The 18,718-nt window shown below is 39.3% G+C and carries 14 protein-coding genes; 8 read left to right on the top strand and 6 right to left on the bottom strand.

Annotation, left to right across the window (positions count from 1 at the left end; all coding sequences use genetic code 11):
• Positions 1-154 precede the first annotated feature (154 nt).
• Positions 155-697: a GNAT family N-acetyltransferase gene (locus OC25_RS07425; protein WP_052266028.1), complete on the top strand. Its 543-nt coding sequence runs from the start codon at positions 155-157 to the stop codon at positions 695-697.
• 64 nt (positions 698-761) lie between these two features.
• On the opposite strand, the gene pepE is transcribed toward OC25_RS07425, so the two are convergent.
• Entirely contained in the window at positions 762-1,454 is a 693-nt protein-coding gene (gene pepE / locus OC25_RS07420; RefSeq protein ID WP_039473645.1) for a dipeptidase PepE, read from the bottom strand.
• Between the two features lie 405 nt (positions 1,455-1,859).
• Between pepE and OC25_RS26805 the strand changes: the two genes are divergently transcribed.
• From OC25_RS26805 to OC25_RS07405, 3 genes are all read left to right on the top strand, one after another.
• On the top strand, positions 1,860-2,924 hold the full coding sequence (locus OC25_RS26805) for a TlpA family protein disulfide reductase (RefSeq protein WP_167335372.1): 1,065 nt from the start codon (positions 1,860-1,862) through the stop codon (positions 2,922-2,924).
• 129 nt (positions 2,925-3,053) lie between these two features.
• Positions 3,054-4,472, top strand: coding sequence for a glycoside hydrolase family 28 protein (locus OC25_RS07410; RefSeq protein ID WP_039473641.1), 1,419 nt, complete (start codon positions 3,054-3,056; stop codon positions 4,470-4,472).
• Positions 4,473-4,828: 356 nt separating this feature from the next.
• Positions 4,829-5,236: a cupin domain-containing protein gene (locus OC25_RS07405; protein ID WP_039473635.1), complete on the top strand. Its 408-nt coding sequence runs from the start codon at positions 4,829-4,831 to the stop codon at positions 5,234-5,236.
• Between the two features lie 58 nt (positions 5,237-5,294).
• Here OC25_RS07405 and OC25_RS07400 read toward each other — a convergent pair whose 3' ends face one another.
• From OC25_RS07400 to OC25_RS07390, 3 genes are all read right to left on the bottom strand, one after another.
• A complete protein-coding gene (locus OC25_RS07400; protein WP_245221925.1) occupies positions 5,295-7,658 on the bottom strand; it encodes a mechanosensitive ion channel family protein in 2,364 nt (787 codons plus the stop codon).
• A gap of 101 nt (positions 7,659-7,759) precedes the next feature.
• On the bottom strand, positions 7,760-10,579 hold the full coding sequence (locus tag OC25_RS07395) for a carboxypeptidase regulatory-like domain-containing protein (protein WP_039473631.1): 2,820 nt from the start codon (positions 10,577-10,579) through the stop codon (positions 7,760-7,762).
• Positions 10,580-10,583: 4 nt separating this feature from the next.
• On the bottom strand, positions 10,584-11,837 hold the full coding sequence (locus OC25_RS07390) for a 6-bladed beta-propeller (protein ID WP_039473628.1): 1,254 nt from the start codon (positions 11,835-11,837) through the stop codon (positions 10,584-10,586).
• 471 nt (positions 11,838-12,308) lie between these two features.
• Here OC25_RS07390 and OC25_RS07375 point away from each other — a divergent pair, with 471 nt between their 5' ends.
• The gene (locus tag OC25_RS07375) at positions 12,309-14,681 is read left to right on the top strand and encodes a hypothetical protein (RefSeq protein ID WP_156131420.1); all 2,373 of its coding nucleotides are present in this window, start codon (positions 12,309-12,311) and stop codon (positions 14,679-14,681) included.
• Between the two features lie 99 nt (positions 14,682-14,780).
• On the opposite strand, the gene OC25_RS07370 is transcribed toward OC25_RS07375, so the two are convergent.
• Positions 14,781-15,527, bottom strand: coding sequence for a LytR/AlgR family response regulator transcription factor (locus tag OC25_RS07370; protein ID WP_039473616.1), 747 nt, complete (start codon positions 15,525-15,527; stop codon positions 14,781-14,783).
• Between the two features lie 4 nt (positions 15,528-15,531).
• On the bottom strand, positions 15,532-17,475 hold the full coding sequence (locus OC25_RS07365; RefSeq protein WP_052266026.1) for a histidine kinase: 1,944 nt from the start codon (positions 17,473-17,475) through the stop codon (positions 15,532-15,534).
• 380 nt (positions 17,476-17,855) lie between these two features.
• Between OC25_RS07365 and OC25_RS07360 the strand changes: the two genes are divergently transcribed.
• The 3 genes from OC25_RS07360 to OC25_RS07350 all read left to right on the top strand — a co-directional run bounded on the left by OC25_RS07360 (position 17,856) and on the right by OC25_RS07350 (position 18,567).
• Entirely contained in the window at positions 17,856-18,059 is a 204-nt protein-coding gene (locus tag OC25_RS07360; protein ID WP_039473613.1) for a hypothetical protein, read from the top strand.
• Between the two features lie 78 nt (positions 18,060-18,137).
• Positions 18,138-18,335, top strand: a complete 198-nt coding sequence (locus tag OC25_RS07355) for a DUF4179 domain-containing protein (protein ID WP_039473610.1) — start codon at positions 18,138-18,140, stop codon at positions 18,333-18,335.
• 34 nt (positions 18,336-18,369) lie between these two features.
• On the top strand, positions 18,370-18,567 hold the full coding sequence (locus OC25_RS07350; RefSeq protein ID WP_039473607.1) for a hypothetical protein: 198 nt from the start codon (positions 18,370-18,372) through the stop codon (positions 18,565-18,567).
• Positions 18,568-18,718 lie beyond the last annotated feature (151 nt).

Below are 18,718 nucleotides of genomic sequence, written 5' to 3'. Positions count from 1 at the left end.
ACAAATTGTTATAAGAATTATTGATTGTCACCCTTATTTTGAGCGTTTATGAAGCCTGTTAATAGCTTTGATGTGAACAAAACCTAGCATATAATTTGTTGTTTCCATATTATTGATAACTTTAAACTCAGCTCATCCTAAATCTTTACCAGTTATGAAACCATTTGACTTTTCAACCTTCCCGATATTAAAAACAGACAGATTTACATTGCGCAGGCTCTTATTAACAGATGCAGCTGTAATCTATGAATTACGTTCTGATGAAAAAGTAGCCGTGTTAACCGGAAAAGAACCCTATCGAAGTATGGATGAAGCTGTTGCCTATATCAACAAAATCGATAACCTGATTAATAATAACCAAGCTATCTATTGGGTTATCGCTGAGCACGAGACTGCGCCCATGATTGGGGCCGTTTGCCTTTGGGATTTCAGGAACGAAAATAAGACTATCGAGATGGGTTACGAACTCCTTCCTGAGTTTCAGGGTAAGGGGATTATGATCGAGACTGTTCCGCATGCGATTAAATATGCCTTTGAGGTAATGGAGGTAGAAACAATCATCGCCTGTCCGTCAAGTGATAATCCGCCTTCTGTAAAACTGCTCGAGAGGTTAGATTTTAAACTCGCTTCCAAGGAATATGAAAATACGCATGAGGATGTGCCGGGTATGCTAACTTATACATTTTCTAAAGCATAATCGTGATCTGATTGGATTGTCTTATAATTTCGGTTGGTGAGGACACCAACGGATAGATTAATGATTACAACAAACTTCCTTCAGGCAGTTCGTAAGGTGCTTTACCTGGCTCAAATATGCGGGTAAGTTGGGTGCCTTCAACGGTAATTTGATCACCTTTTCTTCTGATCCAGTTTCCTTCCCTAAGTCCAACCACCTTAATGTTGTTTTGGGTTAAAAACTCTTTAATCCGGGTTTCCCTGGTTTCGCCATTATGCTTAAGTGTTGGGTCTGGGTCTAAGTAATGCGGATTGAGGTTGAAAGGAACCAGCCCCATACATTCAAATGATGTTGGATAAACAATCGGCATATCGTTGGTGGTTTTCATGTTCAATCCACCGATGTTACTCCCTGCACTGCAGCCCAGATAGGCTTTGCCACTTTCTACATTTGACTTTAAAACCTGCATCAGCCCCTTTTCGTGTAAGGTTTTTACCAGCAGAAAGGTGTTGCCACCCCCGGTGAAAAATCCTTTAGCTGAGTTGATTGCGGCTGCCTGATCATCAAATTCGTGCAATCCGCGTACTTTGATACCGATGGTTGCAAAAAAATCGCTCGCTTTTTGGGTATATTCTTCATGCGAAATACCACCCGGACGGGCAAAAGGAATAAAAATAATTTCATCGATTCCCTGGTAAAGGTCAATGATTTCTGTTTTCAAATAAGCCAGGTATTCGCCTCCGAAGAGGGTAGAGGTTGAAGCAAGGATAATATTCATGTTAGTTTCGTTTTAACAACAGTACAACTTACGGTTATTTATTGATTTGTTAATACTTTGGTTAATTGGCTAATCTATGCACAAACGTTTGATTTGATTAGAATGCTTGAAATGCGGTGGTTTCTCGAATAAAAATCTATCATGAAAGAATTAAACTAGTGGAAGTCACAAATCTTGGCTGCTAATTTAACTTTCTGATATGAAAAACGACTCAAACGTTTGTGCTTAATTTATCAATAAAGGTAAGTGGTTCCGGACTAACTTAGTACCAAACGCTAACCAATCACTATGCTATCTTTCGAAAAAAAAGTAAAACAACTTTTATGTTGCCTTTTATTGTTTGCAATCAGTTTTCATTCCTCAGCGCAAAGTAAAAGAAATAAATTAAATCATATCAGGATCAACTTGAGCGGAAAAAAGTTTGATGGGCTAAACCTGGTTACTACTGTAGAAGGAAATGTAAAGCTTTCATTTCCGGGTGACTCAAAAGACGGTAGTGCGTGGGATTTCACTTATCCTGATAGTATTTATGAGCAGATCAGGTACTTCGATATCAATAATAAAAAAGATGCGGATACTTCGGCCAATATCGTAGCGTTATCAACTATTTTGGGAAGTGACACGTTGTTATGTAGTGCATTTCATTTCAGCAGGGGGGATATAATTTTTAATGCCTCATTTTCAAGAGTAAATGCCTATCCGGATATGAGGTTTTTGAAAAAAGATGGAACTGAAGGATCAAGAACCGAATATGAGTATCAGTTTTTTATGAGCAAGGTAAAAGATACAGAATTGCTGAGTGCTATGGAAGGGATAAAAATACGGCATAGTTATTTCTTAAAATTCACCGGAACTTACGAAGAGTCATTAAAAAAGTATATTGCACTTACCCAAAAATATCCTGATTCCTATTCCTTAATTGCAGGAATGGCCGGCAGATTGAGTTATTATAAGTCAACCGCTGATGTAGAATCGGTATTTAATCTATTTTCAACCAAAATAAAAAACAGTTATTATGGCAAGGAAATTGCCCGCAATCTGGCATTTAAGCATTTTGATAATGCCATGCTTTTGCCCTGGAATAGTGATCAACCCGAAGCAATTGTAACCCACCCTGATAAACCAACGCTTGTTATTTTTTCAGCCTCCTGGTGTGCCCCTTGTCATAAGCAGTTGCCCATAGTTAGAGAAATTAAACAAAAACTGGGCGGACAGTTAGATGTTGTTTACATCTCCATTGATGATAAAAACACGCTTGCCAGCTGGAAAAAGATGACCGAAGATGGTGAAATTCCAGGGAGAAGTTTATTGGCAATTCATCAGATGCAGCAGATAAAGAAAAAATATTTTGTACAAACCATTCCTTATTCGTTTCTGGTATATCCGGGCGGGGATTTGGCGGTATTAAATGTGAGCATTGAAGCCGATAAACAAAAAATCTACCAATTGATGAACAAGGGGAGCAAATAAAGCACTGTTTTTCTGCTACAGGATGCAACAGGATAGTTTCATCGCTCATATTCTATATCTTAACCGCAAAATAAGAAGCCCCGATTAGCATATAGGCTGTATGGTTAACCAAATGTATATACCCGATTTATGAGAAGCAGATCTGTTTTAATGCTTATAGCTTTTATATTTTTTACAACTGCAGTTTCAGCACAGTTTAAAATGCCCGAATGGGTGAGTAAGGCTGGTGCCCGAAAATTCAGTTTTAAGCAAAAAAACTATCAGGCTAACCAATACGGAGCAGTAAATGATGGTAAAACCTTAGCTACCAAAGCCATTCAACAGGCTATTGATGATTGTGCCGCAAAGGGGGGAGGTACCGTTTCTTTTCTGCCCGGCAAATATTTAACTGGCTCTTTATTTATCAAAACCGGTGTAAATTTCGAAGTGGGCAAAGGTGTGGAGCTATTGGGCAGTCAGGATATAAAAGATTACCCTGAAATTGATACACGAGTAGCTGGTATCGAAATGAAATGGCCAGCAGCGCTACTCAATATCCTGAAGCAGAACAAAGCAGCTATTTCGGGTTCAGGGTTGATTAATGCACAAGGCAAACCCTTTTGGGATTATTATTGGAACCTCAGAAAAGATTACGACGCCAAAGGCCTGCGCTGGATTGTTGATTATGACGCCAAACGCCCGCGAACGGTATTAATCGAATCGGCTAATGATGTAGTGGTAAAAGATGTGAATTTACAGCAGGCAGGCTTCTGGACCGTGCAAATTCTTTACTCGAGCTATGTAACCATTGATAAAATTACCATCCGAAACAATGTTGACGGGCATGGCCCGAGTACTGATGGCATTGATGTAGATTCATCGCTCTGGACTTTAATCCAAAACTGTGATATTGACTGTAACGATGATAATTTTTGCCTCAAAGCTGGTCGCGATTGGGATGGCCTGCGCGTAAACCGGCCAACAGAATATGTAGTAATCCGCAATTGCATTGCGCGCAAAGGTGCGGGTTTACTGACTTTGGGTAGCGAAACTTCGGGCAGTATCCGCCACGTTTGGGCTACTGATTTGGTAGGTTATGGTACCGGAAATGCTTTAAACATTAAATCGGCCAAAACCAGGGGCGGTACCGTAGAAGATGTTTATTTCGGTAATATCACTATGGAAGGGGGAGGTAATGTAATTCAGGTTAACCCCAACTGGAACCCGGCTTACAGTTATTCTACTTTGCCAGCTGGCTATAATCCAGATTCGATCCCTGTACACTGGACTAAGCTGCTAACTCATGTGGAACCCGCAAGCAAAGGAATACCCCAAATACGTAACATTAATGTTTTCAACGTGAAGGCAAAAGACGTTAAAAAAGCCATCAATGCCACTGGTTTCAGCGAAACGATCTTAAAAAACTTCAATTTTAAAAATCTGGATATTGCTACGGCCACAGCTGGGAATATCGAATTTGCCCAAAACTGGACATTCGACCAGGTGAAGATTACGGCTGGCGATGGAAGCACTTTAAAAGTAACAGATGCAACAAACGTAAAGCCTTAATGCCGCGTAGGTTATGTTTGAGAAAAATTAGGGCAATAAAAAAAGGTACAACACTCGCTGTCGTACCTTTTTATCTAAATTAACGCTCTCAATCTATGATTGATGCAGGGCTCTCACCCCCTGCGGTGTCAAAGGTATTATAATTTTTTGTTTTTTCACAAAATCTGAATTTAATTAACAAATTATTTTCTCAACACCCGCTAAACTCCGGTCGTACCCGAGGGCTAAAAATGTCTGGTTCAGCAGGCTATTTGCCAAACTGGGGCTTAAACAAATTCATCCACATCAATAGCATGGCTACCTTTAAATCATAATCGGGCGGCAAATTTCATTGTCTCTCTACAGAATTTAAAATCATGAAAAAATATCAAAAAATCATTTTCAGCAGCGCTTTGGCTTTCGCATTAACAGCTTTTATAACATTTGCAACTTTTGCCCAGCAAACAGGCATTACCAGAACCAACCATCAAAGGCACGACATTAGCCTACCAGGTTACGAAACTATACAAGCAAGTATAGCCTTTGAGCCCGGCGTTCACTTTGGCATGCATTCACATCCGGGCGAAGAAGTAATTTATGTGCTCAAAGGCACATTCGAATATCAGATTGAAGGAGAAAAATCGGTGAGGCTTAAAGCTGGTGATGTACTTTTTATCCCCGCAGGGAAAAATCATCAGGCCAAAAATGTAGGCAAGAATAAGGCTGTTGAGCTGGCTACCTATATTGTAGAAAAAGGAAAAACACTGGTGGTAATGAAACCTTAAATAGGAAATTACCGAAAGTGATTAAAGCATATCCCTTTCGGTAAAAGGTTGTGTGGTTTTATAAAATCTCGATACCTTTTTCTTCCAGCGCTTCGAAAATATACGCATTTACCATGCTTTTGGTTAATTCTGCCTGTGAAATATCCTTGCACCAGAAAAATATCCGCACGTCGCTGCTTGCACGGCTAACCGGACTAATCATGATGACAGGCTCTTTGGCGGCAAACACGTTAGTATTTTCAATAATCACATTTCGGATCAGGGTGGTTACTTCAGATGAATTGAAAGGTTTGGCAATAGAAAGTACCAAATCAACGCGCATCTGGTTGTTGCTCAAAGTCCAGTTGATGATGTTGTTAGACAGGATGGAGCCATTTGGGATAATGATTTCCGCACCTTCATCGCTTAGCAGTGTACTCGATCGTACACCAATTTCTTTTACCCTTCCTTTTTTATTGCTCAGCTCAACTACATCACCAATGCGGATGGTTTTATCGAAGATGAGGATGATACCCGAAACAAAATTGCTTACAATATTCTGTAAACCCAGTCCGATACCCACACCTAAAGCACCCAAAATCACGGTTATTTTATCGATGGGTAAGCCAGAGGCTGCAACGGCGATTAAAAAGCCACTGATAAGTAAAACCAGACGGGTAACCAGTAATTTAGAGCGTTCGCCTTTGTTATCATCCAGGGCATCATCGCCAACATCGCCAAAGAAATAGGCAATGTATTTTTGTAAGAAATTGGCCAGCCAGATAATCGCTAAAAATAGTACTACGCCGCCTAAAGTAAACGAAAAGCTGCCTACAACTCTTCTTTGGGTAAGCTCATCGGTAATGGCCGAATAAATGCTGTTGAATATATTTAAGTTGGTGGTAAAAATAACCGCCCAGATGATAATCGCGCCTGTTGCGGCAATGCGTTTTAAACCTGTGGTAACCGGAATCCAGTCAAAAAACTCCGGATAGCCTTTTCTGATCCTGCTGCTTTTCATTTGGAGTAAAAAGGCTTCGACAAACATTTTGGCCAATACGATTAATGAGGTCGCATTCAGAAAGGCGCTTACTCCGGTATTGTAAAAAATCTGCGTAAGCGTAAAGCGGCCAAAGAGGTTGCAGAAAGTGGCAATAAAGGCAAACAGGATATAAATCAACCCTGTTGATATCAATAATTTATACTTTTTATATTGTTCTTCGAGTGTACGCCAAACCATAATGCCATAGGTGGTGGCTCCAAGGCTTAACACTAAAAGTAACCAGCGTTGATAACGTGGCGGCATACCCAGAATGCGAAGTACTACTGGCGCAAAAAGAAACAGTACAAATACACACCATTGAAAAAATAGCTTTTTGGGTAGTTTTTTGCGAAATAAAACGGTAAGACAAATGGCCAGCAATATGTGCACTGACTCTATGTATAGGGCAGGGGCACGCAGGTCGAACACCGGAGCCAACGCAAAAAGCATAATTAAAGTAACCAGATAGGGCTTTGGCGAAAGCATGGTAAAATTAAAATCATCAACCGCCTCGAGCCTGTCGCGCCGTTTTAAGCTCCTGAAATTAAAAAATACCCAGCAAAAGAAAACCAGGCAGGTAAAAAGGAGCAGGGCGCGGCTGCTTCGGGTATAAACGAAATAGTACGCAGATATTTGCTGCTCGCTGTTCATAAACTTTCTGAAACCCATGCCATTGTTGGCACGTTTATTTACCGATTCCCACAGGTAGCGTCTTTCTTTACCAAAGGCTTTAATGCTTACTGCACTAAGCTGGCTATCGGTAAGGTACATCAGTTCTTTAATATTAATCAGATTGGCTGAGGTACGTGCCTGCTGGTTGTTAATGGTTAAAGAGGCATTTTTAATCAGACTATCCATTACCACCCGTTTTTTCTTAAGTTCGGCAAACTGTGTTTTAAACATTTCGCGCAGGGCAGGCGTAGTAAATATTTTTACCAGCACTGTATCTTTACGCAGGTTAAGTATTTCTGTTTTTAACTTGCGGAGCTCTTTTTCATATTCATCTAAATCAGCCAGGCAATCGCGGTTATTGCTTTGAAGTTCTTCGAGCAAAGTTTCGTCCATTTGCAGGTTTTGCAGGTTCAGATTCCGGTCTGCGTTGGTTAACCTGCTTTTTAAAAGTGCCAGTGCGGCTTCATCCTGCGTAAGATGCCTGTCAATAGGCTTAAGTTTGGTAAATGAATTAACGGTAACCGGTACCTTATTTACTACTTCGAAAACTTTTTCCAGGCGGAATAAGTAATCGCTTTTGGTCAGCACCGCAGAGTCGGCCAAAAAAGCAGTTTCGGGATTCTTATCTGCAGGTTTGCCGCTTTGGGCAAAAGCTGAAAAGAAAGGAAGGGTAATGTAGGCCATTACCAGAAAAAGTATGCGCAACCGGGAAGAACTTTTTATAATCATTTTCTTTTTGACGAAAGATATTGTAGCCAAAAATAAATAATAGAAAATAAAAAAGCGCTCTCCCTTTTGAGGAGAACGCCTGAGCGCTAAAATTCAATGTCTTACTTTTTAGTAGTATTGGCACCAAATTTCCTCGGATAATAAGAAAGCGTTACCATAAAATATTGCTGCAATACGTTTTTAGTACTTGTAGTAAAGCTGTTCACGCTTGCATAGTTAAATACGCTTCTATTTTGGCGCAATAAATCGAGTGCCGAAAATTTCACTTCAGCATTATTGCCTTTAGTAAAACGGTAAGTGGCATTTGCATTCCAGATAGCGAAATTAATAGTTTCGCCTACCGATGGATTGTTGTTATTGAAGTTAATGTTGCTGCTAAGCGAAAACTTTTTGGTGAAATTATAGTTGCCGCTAAAAGAAGTGGTCAGTGTAATGTTTTTATAGGCTGTTCCCAATGCACTTTGTTTAGCAACACTAGTAGCAATGCCTTGTGAGGCTTCAAGGCCTAATTTATCCTTATAGGTGTAAGTGGTTTGAAGGCTGTTGTTAGTCGAAAAGTTGTTCGAAAAATTAAACAAAGTATTGGTATAGGTTGGGTTTTTACTAAAGTTAAACGAGGTATTAAAGCCCAGTTGCAATTCACTGGTTTTTAGTTTAAACGACTTACGGATATTTCCACTCAAATTGGCGTACCGATTGCCATTTGCATTGGTTAAGTAAACTGTTCTGCGATTTTGTTCATCGATGAAAGTACTATCCACAATTGCATTATCAACTATTCCTGCCGAGCCATTGATATTAAAATTCAAAGTATTTTTACTTTTCATATCATAATGATAAAAATTAATATTGATCGATCGGTTCAATTCCTCTCTGAGATTCAGATTACCCCTTTGCAAATTATATAAATTTGTACTGTCTGTTAAGGGGGCAAGCTGGTAAATGGTAGGGATTTTTACCTGGGTACGATAGCTGAGGTTTAAGTTCTCCTGATAGGTGCCAGTTTGATAATTGGAGGCATTTACCGAAATTACCGGTACAAAATTCCGATATGCACGTTTTAAATTCTGGAAGGAGCGGTCGGATGTATTGTCCTGATTAATAAATTGCTGAGCAGCAGTAATTTTAATGTTTAGCGATTTATAATAACGGTTGCTTAGGTTTTTGGAAAACGTTTTGCTAAGCGAGATACCAGGAGTAAAATCGGTAACATTGGTTTTTAGGTTATTAGAGAGGTAATTGTTTTGCAGATAACTACCATTCACAAAATCTTCAATAAAATTATGTTCCTCGTTATTGGTCAAAGCGAGTCTACCTGTAATTTCTGCATCAAATCCACTGAGGTTAGCATTGCCAAAAAAAATAGATTTCAGATTAGTTAGGCCTAAATTCATCGTTTGAGATAAATTCTTGCTATCGGTCTGGTACTTGCGGTTAAAATCACGGTTATTGGCACTATTCAATAAATCTCTAAATGCCGTTATTTCTGTTCTATCGTTATTGCGGTTGTTCATGCTAACATCATAGCTGGCATTAAGCGATTTAAAGCGCTGTTTCCAATTGTTGTAGTTTTGGTAATTGTAGCTTGCCCTGAAAGTGAAATCGGTATTGGTATAGTTGCTTTGCCCCATGCTGTTATTGGTACTGGTAAGCTGACCTGCATTATTCTGAGCACTTCTGACACTGGAGTTATTGTTATCACCTCTTTCGGTATTGAATGATTCACTCAAGTCTAAGCGATGGCTTTTCTTATAATAATTATAGATGGAATTAAACCGGTGCCTGTCGCTGGTATTGGATGAAGTGGTACTGCTGTTTGCATAAAGCTGATTATTATCGGCAATGGTAGTAATGGTTTGTGAATCACCAATGTTTGATGATTCGAGGTTTTTAAAGTAATAATCGGCCGTTAACGAGCTTTTGTTGTTCCAGTCTTTACTATCGGGAGTAAAATTGTAAGTCATTTGTGCCCCGGCCACATTACCTTTGTTTAGTCCGGTTTGCCTGAAATCTGATTGGTATTCAACCGAGGTGCCAACACCTTTATAAGTACTGTTTCTAATCAGCGTATTGATATCATTTGGGATTTTGTTAATATCGTTAGATGCACCAATGACGGAAAGCTGGAGTTTGGGGGTGCTGAAATTTAAATTGCCATCAAACTGGTAATGCTTGTCGGTTCCATAGCCCGCACTTATTTTGCCGAAATAGGATCGGTCTTTGCCTTTCTTTAATTTTAAGTTGGCTACCAGATTGCTATCTAGTGGTTTATCCCGGTCTGCGGTGTTGAAAATCTGTATTTTCTCCAGTGCATTTTTAGGGATGTTTTGCAGGGCAATTTTATTATCGCCCCCAAAAAATTGTTTTCCGTTAACAGTAAGTTGCTTCACCTCCCTGCCATTAACCGTAATAATACCATCGCCCCACACAGTGATGTTGGGTACTTTTTTTAACAGATCTTCAACGGTGGCATTGGTATCGAGCTTAAATGCAATGGCGTTAATTTCAAGTGTATCGTTATTGTAAGAAATTGGAGGAACTGTTACGGTAACCTCTTGTAAATTTACATCCTGTGGGTTAATGATCACGTTTTTAAGATCGAGCAGCGTTTGTCCTTTAGGAATAGTGATGTTTTTCTGAATGGTTTGATAACCTACATTACTGATATCCAGTCGCAGTGGTTTATCAATGGGCAGGTTACTGAATTTAAACTCGCCATAGTTGTTGCTCAACTGGTAATTAATTACCGTATTATCGGCTTTGTAAATCGAAACTGTAGCTGCTTTAAGTACGTAGTTGTGCACCGTATCGCGCACTATGCCTTTAATGGTACCCGTTGGGGCTGGAGGTGTAGTTTGGGCAAAAGAATAGCCTGTTCCTAAGCAAAAAATGCTTAAAAGAAGTAAGAAATGAGCGCGCATGAATTTAGATTTGCTTCGGTTTTAAGATGATGATTACAGGGTTACTTTTTCTATCGCCAGTTTTGAAGTAATTTTCGAGCAATGGCGGGTATTTATTGGTTTTACCAGCGCTACGCTCTTTAAAAGTAAACATGGCCAGTGCAGAATAACTCGTATAGAACTTTTTATCTTCATAGGCTAGAAATCCGCGGTTTTCAAAATCATAACCAAAGCCTGAATCGGTTACCGGTAAAAAGCTCGAAAGGCTGTCTGGTTCCAGATCCTGGAAAGATAACAGTTCTGTAGTTTTGGTATTATAAATCAGGCTTTTCTTCTGGTCTTTATCCCAAAAAATGTTTGATAATTTGAGGTAGAGCTGATCGCCAATTAAATAGCTGCTGCCAATACCGTGAATGGTTTTCTTGTTTTTCTCGAAATATTCGAACCTCTTTTTAACGTATATGGGATTGGTAATAAAATCTTTAGGCAATGTATTTATGGCAGGGAAAATGAACTTGTAAGCCAATTCCATTTTTTTTGCCGTAAGCTTATACAACCGGTAATCGTAGTAATTGGTGTAAAAAGCTTCACTATCATTGTATTTGGTTATTGGGTCGTCGCCATACCAATCGTCTTTTTCGAAAAACTTCGGATCCCGTTTAAAGTAACCGACGGTATCTTTTGTTTTTTTATCGATGGTTACAACCGAATATCGGGTACTATCTTTGCCTTTTTTAATATAGGTATAGGGCCTGATCACGACATCACTGTTTGCAAATGATAACTTAGGCGAATAGTAATTGAAGTTTTTGGTTTTTTTTACAAAGTTACCCTCCAGGGTAAAATATTGCACATTGTTTGGGGTATAAACAGCTATGTATTCTGTGTTTGCTTCCTTTACCAATGTAAATCCATGCGTTACTGCTTTTTCCTTATCGGCCTTTTCTGTTTGCAATTTGGCTGCATCAATTTTGGTCAGGTATTTTCCTTCGTTTGTAAAAACTAAAACGGCCTTAGTATCATAATCGTAAATTAAAAATTTGTTGCCCGCAATTTTAAGTTCAGAAATATTTCCGAACAAACTTTCCCTGGTTGTTTCCAGCGGAACAAATTTAACTTCATCGAAAATCTGCGAAACCGCGGCCCCGCGTGCACTTTGCGGATCAATTCGTAAGGTAACAACATGTGAGCTGTCGATTACGCCTTCTTGCGAAAAGGCGGTGAGAGAGGATAGGCAGGTTAATGCCAAAAAGCATAAGCAATGCTTGAAGCGTTTCATAAGTGTGTTTAGATTTGGTGTGCCGCAATAGCGGTTAACAATAATAACTATAAAATACGTTAGCTACAACTCATTGCATTTGAATTTAACATTTTTTAAGCGTTAGAGAAAGAATATTTTATTGTTTAATGGTTTGATTGTTATGTTGTTGTGATCTTTTGTTAATTAACCGGGCAAACGTTTGTTCAAATTTTATGGAAGCAGGATCGGTACTTTGATCACCAGTTATTGAGCACTCATCTGACCACTCGATTTTAACAAATCTGGCAGCCCACTTTTTTATGTCATAGTTAGATTGCCGACAGTTCGGCAAAGCATATTCCTGTTTTAGCAGTGTTAATATTAAATGTTTCAATTATAATATCAGTTTATCGAGTAAATCAATCGTTTGCGCATTATTTGTGCACCGATTAGAAGAGTTTATTTAATAGATTCAAGAAAAATGTCTCTCAAAATTTAATCCGCTCTTGAATGCTACCAAAATTATCTGATACTCTTTTTCTGCTGTATTTTTGCTTACTAGGCTGCTTTGTTCAAAATATTCAGGCGCAAACTGTTTCTGCACAACAGGCCAGCGTCGATATTCAGGAGCGGGTTCATTTGCATATGGACAAGTCATTTTACCTGCCAGGAGATACCATATGGTTTAAGGCTTATGTGGTTGATGAAGCTAATCTACCTTCAAAAGCCAGCGGAATCCTTTATGTAGAACTGATTAATGCAAAAGATTCGCTCATTAATCGGTTTACACTCCCGGTACTAAATGGGATATCTTTTGGTAATGCTCCTATTGATATTAAAAATAGCAAAGGTCTCTATCGCATACGCGCCTATACCAGGGTTATGGGTAATGCCAGTCCTACCTCATTTTTTGATCAGGTAGTTAAAATAGGTGATGTTGCGCAAATAAAAAATCAAATAACAACGATACAAGACCTGGATATCCGCTTGCTACCCGAAGGAGGAAATCTTTTGCTTGGGCTACCTTCAAGGATCGCCTATAAAGCGATAAGTAACAGTGGACGCGGAATAAATATATCTGGAAAAGTGGTAAATAGTAAAGGAACAGAAATGTGCCTGATTGAAGGTAGCTATCTTGGCATGGGCTCTTTTTTCCTTACCCCCGAAGCAGGGATAACCTATAAAGCCATTATTACTGTCAACGGAGCTGAGCGGGAGATCGAATTACCGGTAGCGCAAAGCAGTGGTTATTCACTTAGTGTTTCCCAGCGTGATACAAGTGAGCTTGTTGTGAAACCAATGTGCACCAGCGATTTGGTTGGTAAAGGGGAATTGAAGTTAAGTGTACATAAAAACGGAGTTGAATTTTTGCGCATTCCATTTGTTATGGATAGCCAGATGGCCAGAATGACGATCGAAACTGCCAAATTACCACAAGGCATTGTGCAAATTTCTTTGCTTGCAGCTAGCGGAGATCTCTTGTGCGAGCGGCTCGCCTTTATTGGTCAGGGGAGAAACAACGATGCTATAAAACAAGGAGGGCTTATTGCGCAATATCCAAAAAGAAGCGAAACCAAAATCGAATTACAAACCCTTATGGATGGAAAACAGGTTACAGATGGCTCATTTTCAGTTGCTGTAACCAATAGCGATGTAAGCATACCCGATCTGGATAATGAGAGCCATATATTGACCGATTTATTACTTTCTTCCGATCTTAAAGGGCATATCGAAAGCCCAAACCGCTATTTTATGGATGGCTCCGATTCGACAAGAATGCATTTGGATAATCTGATGTTAACCCAGGGCTGGCGAAAAATAAGCTGGCAAAAAAAGTATAGCCCCGAAAAGACAATTAGGGTTAGCGGTAAGGTTACTGACAAGAAAGGCGCAGTAGCGGCTGCCAAAGTTACTTTAATGCGTACTGGTAAGGAGATGTGGATAGAGCAGACCGTTACTGACAGTGAAGGGAGGTTTTCTTTTGATTTGGAATATGCCGGACCAGGGAATTTCATCGTTCAGGCAAAAAGTGATCAATCAAAGTGGCTAACCGCTAAACTCGATTCGATGCCTGCTATGCCCATTTTGCCAAATAGCTTTGTCAAAAACTATCTCAGCGATACTTTATCTTTTTCTTCAAAAGAGGTAATGCAGAAAAATGCCCAAAAATACCTTAAACAAGAAGGGATTAAACTGAAAGAAGTAGAAATAAAAGGACGTAAAAAGTTAGACTACAACGACTCAGGGGCACCGCTTAATTCCGGGCATGTTTTTCAGGTAATTTTACCAAAAGACCTGGTTCATGTTGAAGATATTATGGATTACCTTTCCCGGCATTTAGGAGGTGGGGGAGTTATCGCTACGAACGATCAAGGGGTGATGAAACCAATGTACTCTTTATATATTAAGGGAGCCAACGTAATTAAAATGATGCCAATAGGAGTCAGTATAAACGGCTTTCCGGTAGATGAATATTTTGACCTTTCAGTACTGCCCGTAAAAGAAATCGAAAAAATACAAGTATATATGTCAGGGTTTCCGCCACATCCAACATTTATGACTATTTCGATGAAGGACAAAAACATCCTGTATCAGAATTTTAGAAAAGGAACACCTCCGGGTACAGCTTATTTGAAACAGGAGGGCTATACCATAAGCAAAGCATTTTATGAGGTAAAGTATCCCTTGAAAAAGCAAAGTAATGAGGAGGATTTGAGAACAACATTATACTGGACACCTAACCTAATTCCCGATAAAAATGGTAAAATGAGTTTTAGTTATTTTAATGGCGATTTAACCGGCAAACACCGGATCGTGGTGGAAGGTTTTGACGGCCAGGGAAACCTTTTTAGAAAAGAATGGAGTTATAAAGTGGAGGAATAACTTGTTGGTAATAAGTATTTTGGGATATCATAAATAAAAAAGCGCTCTCCCTTTTTAAGGAGAACGCCTGAGCGCTACATCTTAAAAATTTAATCCCTGCTAAGCAATGTTTTGCAGGTAGCGGTGTACTTCTTCTTTCTTCCGGCTCGAAACCGGTATTTTTTCGCCGTTTTCCATTTGTAAAAAACCCTCCCTGAAATATTTTTTCACGTATTGGAAATTAATCAGGTAAGACTGGTGGCAGCGCAAAAAGCCAGAAAAAGCAAGCATATTTTCATATTCTTTTAAGCCTTTTGAAACCACTATTTCGCGTTTGTTTTTTAAGCAAAAAGTAGTGTAGCTTTTATCGCTTTTGCAATAGATTATATCATCCAGATCTACGATCTCAATATACTCGAGACTTTTAAGGGCAATCCGTTTAATGCCTTTAACGCCCTGGGCCAGGTAATGCTCGCGTGCAATTTCCAGCTGTTGCCTGTCAAACTGTTCCTGCTCGCGCTGGCGCAGGTATTTGCCCAGTACTTCACCTAACGATACTTCATCAACCGGTTTTAAGAGATAAGCAAAAGCACCCATGTTTAATGCCTGTATGGCATACTGATCGTAAGCAGTAAGGAAAATGACCTGAAAATCTTCCATACCAATCTCGTTAAAAAGGCTAAAGCTGTCTCCATCTTTCAGCCGTATATCTGCCAGGATTAGCTCCGGTTTCAGTACAGGTATTTCGGCGGTTGCCCTGGCTACTTCGCCCGAATGGCCAACAATCTGGAAAGCGCTTATTTTCTTCACAATCTGCAAAATGTGTTGCATAATGTGTACCTCATCTTCTAATATGTAAATCTTCATATCTTTAATCTTTTACCAGTGGGATATTAATTTTTACCATTACACCACGGCCGCCTGTATTACTTTTATCTTCGAGTTCGAAACCTGCCTGCTGCCTGGCCGTGTTGAAAAGCACATCGAGTCTTTCTTTTAAAATAACCTGCGCCAGCGATTTTTTAGTTTGAACCGCTGCTTTGGCACTCACACCGCATCCGTTGTCATCTACGGTAATCAGCAATTGGTTGTTTAGTGTTTGAAAATTGATTGCCAGACTCCCGTGGTAAGCAATATTCCTAAAGCCATGTTCGATTGCGTTTTCTACAAAAGGTTGGATAAGCATTGGGGGAATCAGGATGTTTTCACCTTCAAGATGATTTGTTGAAATCTGATAATCGAACAGGCCCGCAAAACGCATTTGCTGCAATTGCAGGTAATTATGTAAGGATGCTATTTCTTCATCCAGTTCAATAAATTCTTTGGTGTTTTGTTCCAGAACATTACGCAGTAATTTAGAAAAGGTACTGAGATAACGTACCGCTTCTTTCGAATCGCCCGATGATATTAGTCCTTGCAGGTTAGCTATGGCATTAAAAATAAAATGCGGATTAAGTTGCACCTGCAATAACTTCTGCTCAATATTTAAACGTTTATTTTCTGAGGCTAGCAGCGTATTTCTTCCTTTCAGCCGTTGCTGCCGGTAAAGGATAAATAGAAAAAAAAGAACACTTAAAAATACAAAAAATGCCAAACCTAAAGTCCACTTCTGCTGCGTGATGATTTTTTGGTAAAGTTCGTTCCTGCTATTCAGCTCGGTAATGTGCTGGTCTTTTTTTTCTACCTGATATTTTTCATGCAGTTCGGCAATTTTTACCGCTTCTATCGCGGCAACATCACGCATTTCTATGGTGTAGGCCGAATCTGCAGCCTCAAGCGCCTGGGCATAAGCTCCCTGGTTTTTATATGCGCTAAGGAGCCCGTTATAAAACATGCTTTTTCTTCTTCCTGCCGGGTTCTTTTTCTCGAAGGCAATACCTTGACGGTAATAGTAAATGGCCGAATCGGGCATCTGATTATGCTCAAAACTGGTTGCCAGGTTATTAAAGGCAATATCGTTCAGGTTGTTGGTGTTTTTGAGGTAGTTAAAATAAATTTTGCTGCTGGCAAGCGACCTGGCAAATTGGCCCTGTTGATCGTAAATTTGTGCTTCATTATCGTAAGTACGGGCCAGGGCCAGGCTATCGTTAATGCTTTTAGCCAGGATACGTGCTTTATTATTGTAAAAAATCATGTTTTTATAATCGCCCATCTTGGTAGCCAGCAGAAATGAAATGTCGAAATACCGTTGCTCAATAACCCTGTGCAATTTATACGGATGACTGTTGTAGTACCGTGTAGCATATCGCAGCGCCTCTTTTGGATTATTGTTTTGGTAATAAATTTTAGCCAGCAAATCATAAAACAGGTAAGTGCTTCTGCTTTTTAACAGTTCTGCCTTTTCAATTTTAGCTAAAGTCTGTTTTACTAAGCTTGCACTTACTGCTGCACCGCCATTGGTTTGGCTACTTAAAATGCTGTAATCCCTAAGCAGATCAGTTTCGGGGTTTGTACCCATGCTATCCATCTGTTTATAAGTGGCGATAGCACTGTCGCGATGCTTTTCAAGTACTAAACACCGGGCCCTGAAATAGTAGCGGAAAGGTTTATCTGCTTCGCTTGATGAAAGATTCAGGAGGCTATCTTCCTTGTAAATCGCTTTTTTATAGTCATTTGGTGCTAAGGTGTCCATGGCTATAATCCGCGCCAGGTAATCGGTATCGGTAATGTTTTGATCATTAATATGAACTACCTGGTTTTGCCGCTTTTTTTCCGGCCTGCAGGCACTGCTCAACAAAATCGCCAGACAGAAAAAAACAGTTGGAACAGACTTGATATGGATTGATTTAAATATGGTTACCAATTGAAAAAACATAAGTAAGGGACAGTTATTCGTTCATGTTTGGAGTAAATACGGCTGGTTTTTAAATATAGCCAAAGCTTTATCGCCAAAAACAGCTAATGCATATTCAGCTGTTTCCGTTCCATATCCGTGGCATTTAGCTTCATATTCGAAATTGGGCGTAAAAAAGTGCTTGATTACAGATATCGGCGCAAAGGCTACGAATATTGGAATTCATCTATCAAATATAAACTCTCACTTGTGAGATTTATAATTTGCCGCTAAATTTATTTGATAGGAGTAAACTAAATGGCTTTTCTCCTGATGAATAAAGATCGATTGTAATGCAAATATAAACCCGAACGCCAGGGTAAGGTGGCGGAATTTATCTATCAATTTTAAATTTAATAATTATGAAGACAAGCAAAAGTTTGTTCGAAAAAAGAATCAACTTAAAAGATTGCCAAATTAATGGTGGTAAACTTGGACTTAGCAACCTGGTATCTGTAGCAGAAACCGGAACAAGAGAAAACCCTGATACTTGCACCGATATTGGCTTTGACCAACCTGGCACTAATGTACCAGTAGGTTTCAACCCTACGTTAACAGGAAAATAATACCTGCTAACTTAAGATTTGACACAACAAAGTTGTCAATCTTATGCATATTAATTTATAACCTTAATCAAAAAAGAAATGAAAAACAGCAACAAATTATTCGATAAAAAAATCGAACTGAAAAATTGTCAAATCAGTGGTGGACTTGCAAACCTAAGTTATCAAAACATCAACACGACTTATACAAATAATCAAGGTTGTACTGTTACGGTATCTAAAGTTGTAACAGATAATAAGCAACTGGTTGAAGAGTGCTTTTTCACCAACTGTCCGTAATAAACAAGCTTTAATTTAATAAACTTTTTAAGATATGAAAAACATCAAAAAATTGCTGGAGAAAAAAATAGCGCTGGAGAACAGCCAAATTAATGGTGGTCTTGCTATGGGAAGCCACGCGGTATGCAGCAGCTATACTTATGGAGATCATTGTGCAGATAAAACAACAACCATGTACAATGATCAGGGCCAAACCATCGGCTCTCCTGCTACTTCATCATGGCAAACTTAATTAACTAGCTCAGTTAACCATCGGGCGATAATAAGCCCGGTGGTTAACTAAAGCTAACCTTACCATCCGGAAATCATTACTGCGCAAATAAAACACAATAATTAAGGCAATAGCTGGCTGCGTAAGCTATAAAAATTTATAAAACCGAGTT

The organism is Pedobacter kyungheensis (genome assembly GCF_000812965.1).
In the GTDB taxonomy this organism is placed as follows: Bacteria; Bacteroidota; Bacteroidia; order Sphingobacteriales; family Sphingobacteriaceae; genus Pedobacter; species Pedobacter kyungheensis.
Note: the sequence above shows the minus strand (reverse complement) of the source record. Positions and strands in the feature narration are given on the sequence as shown.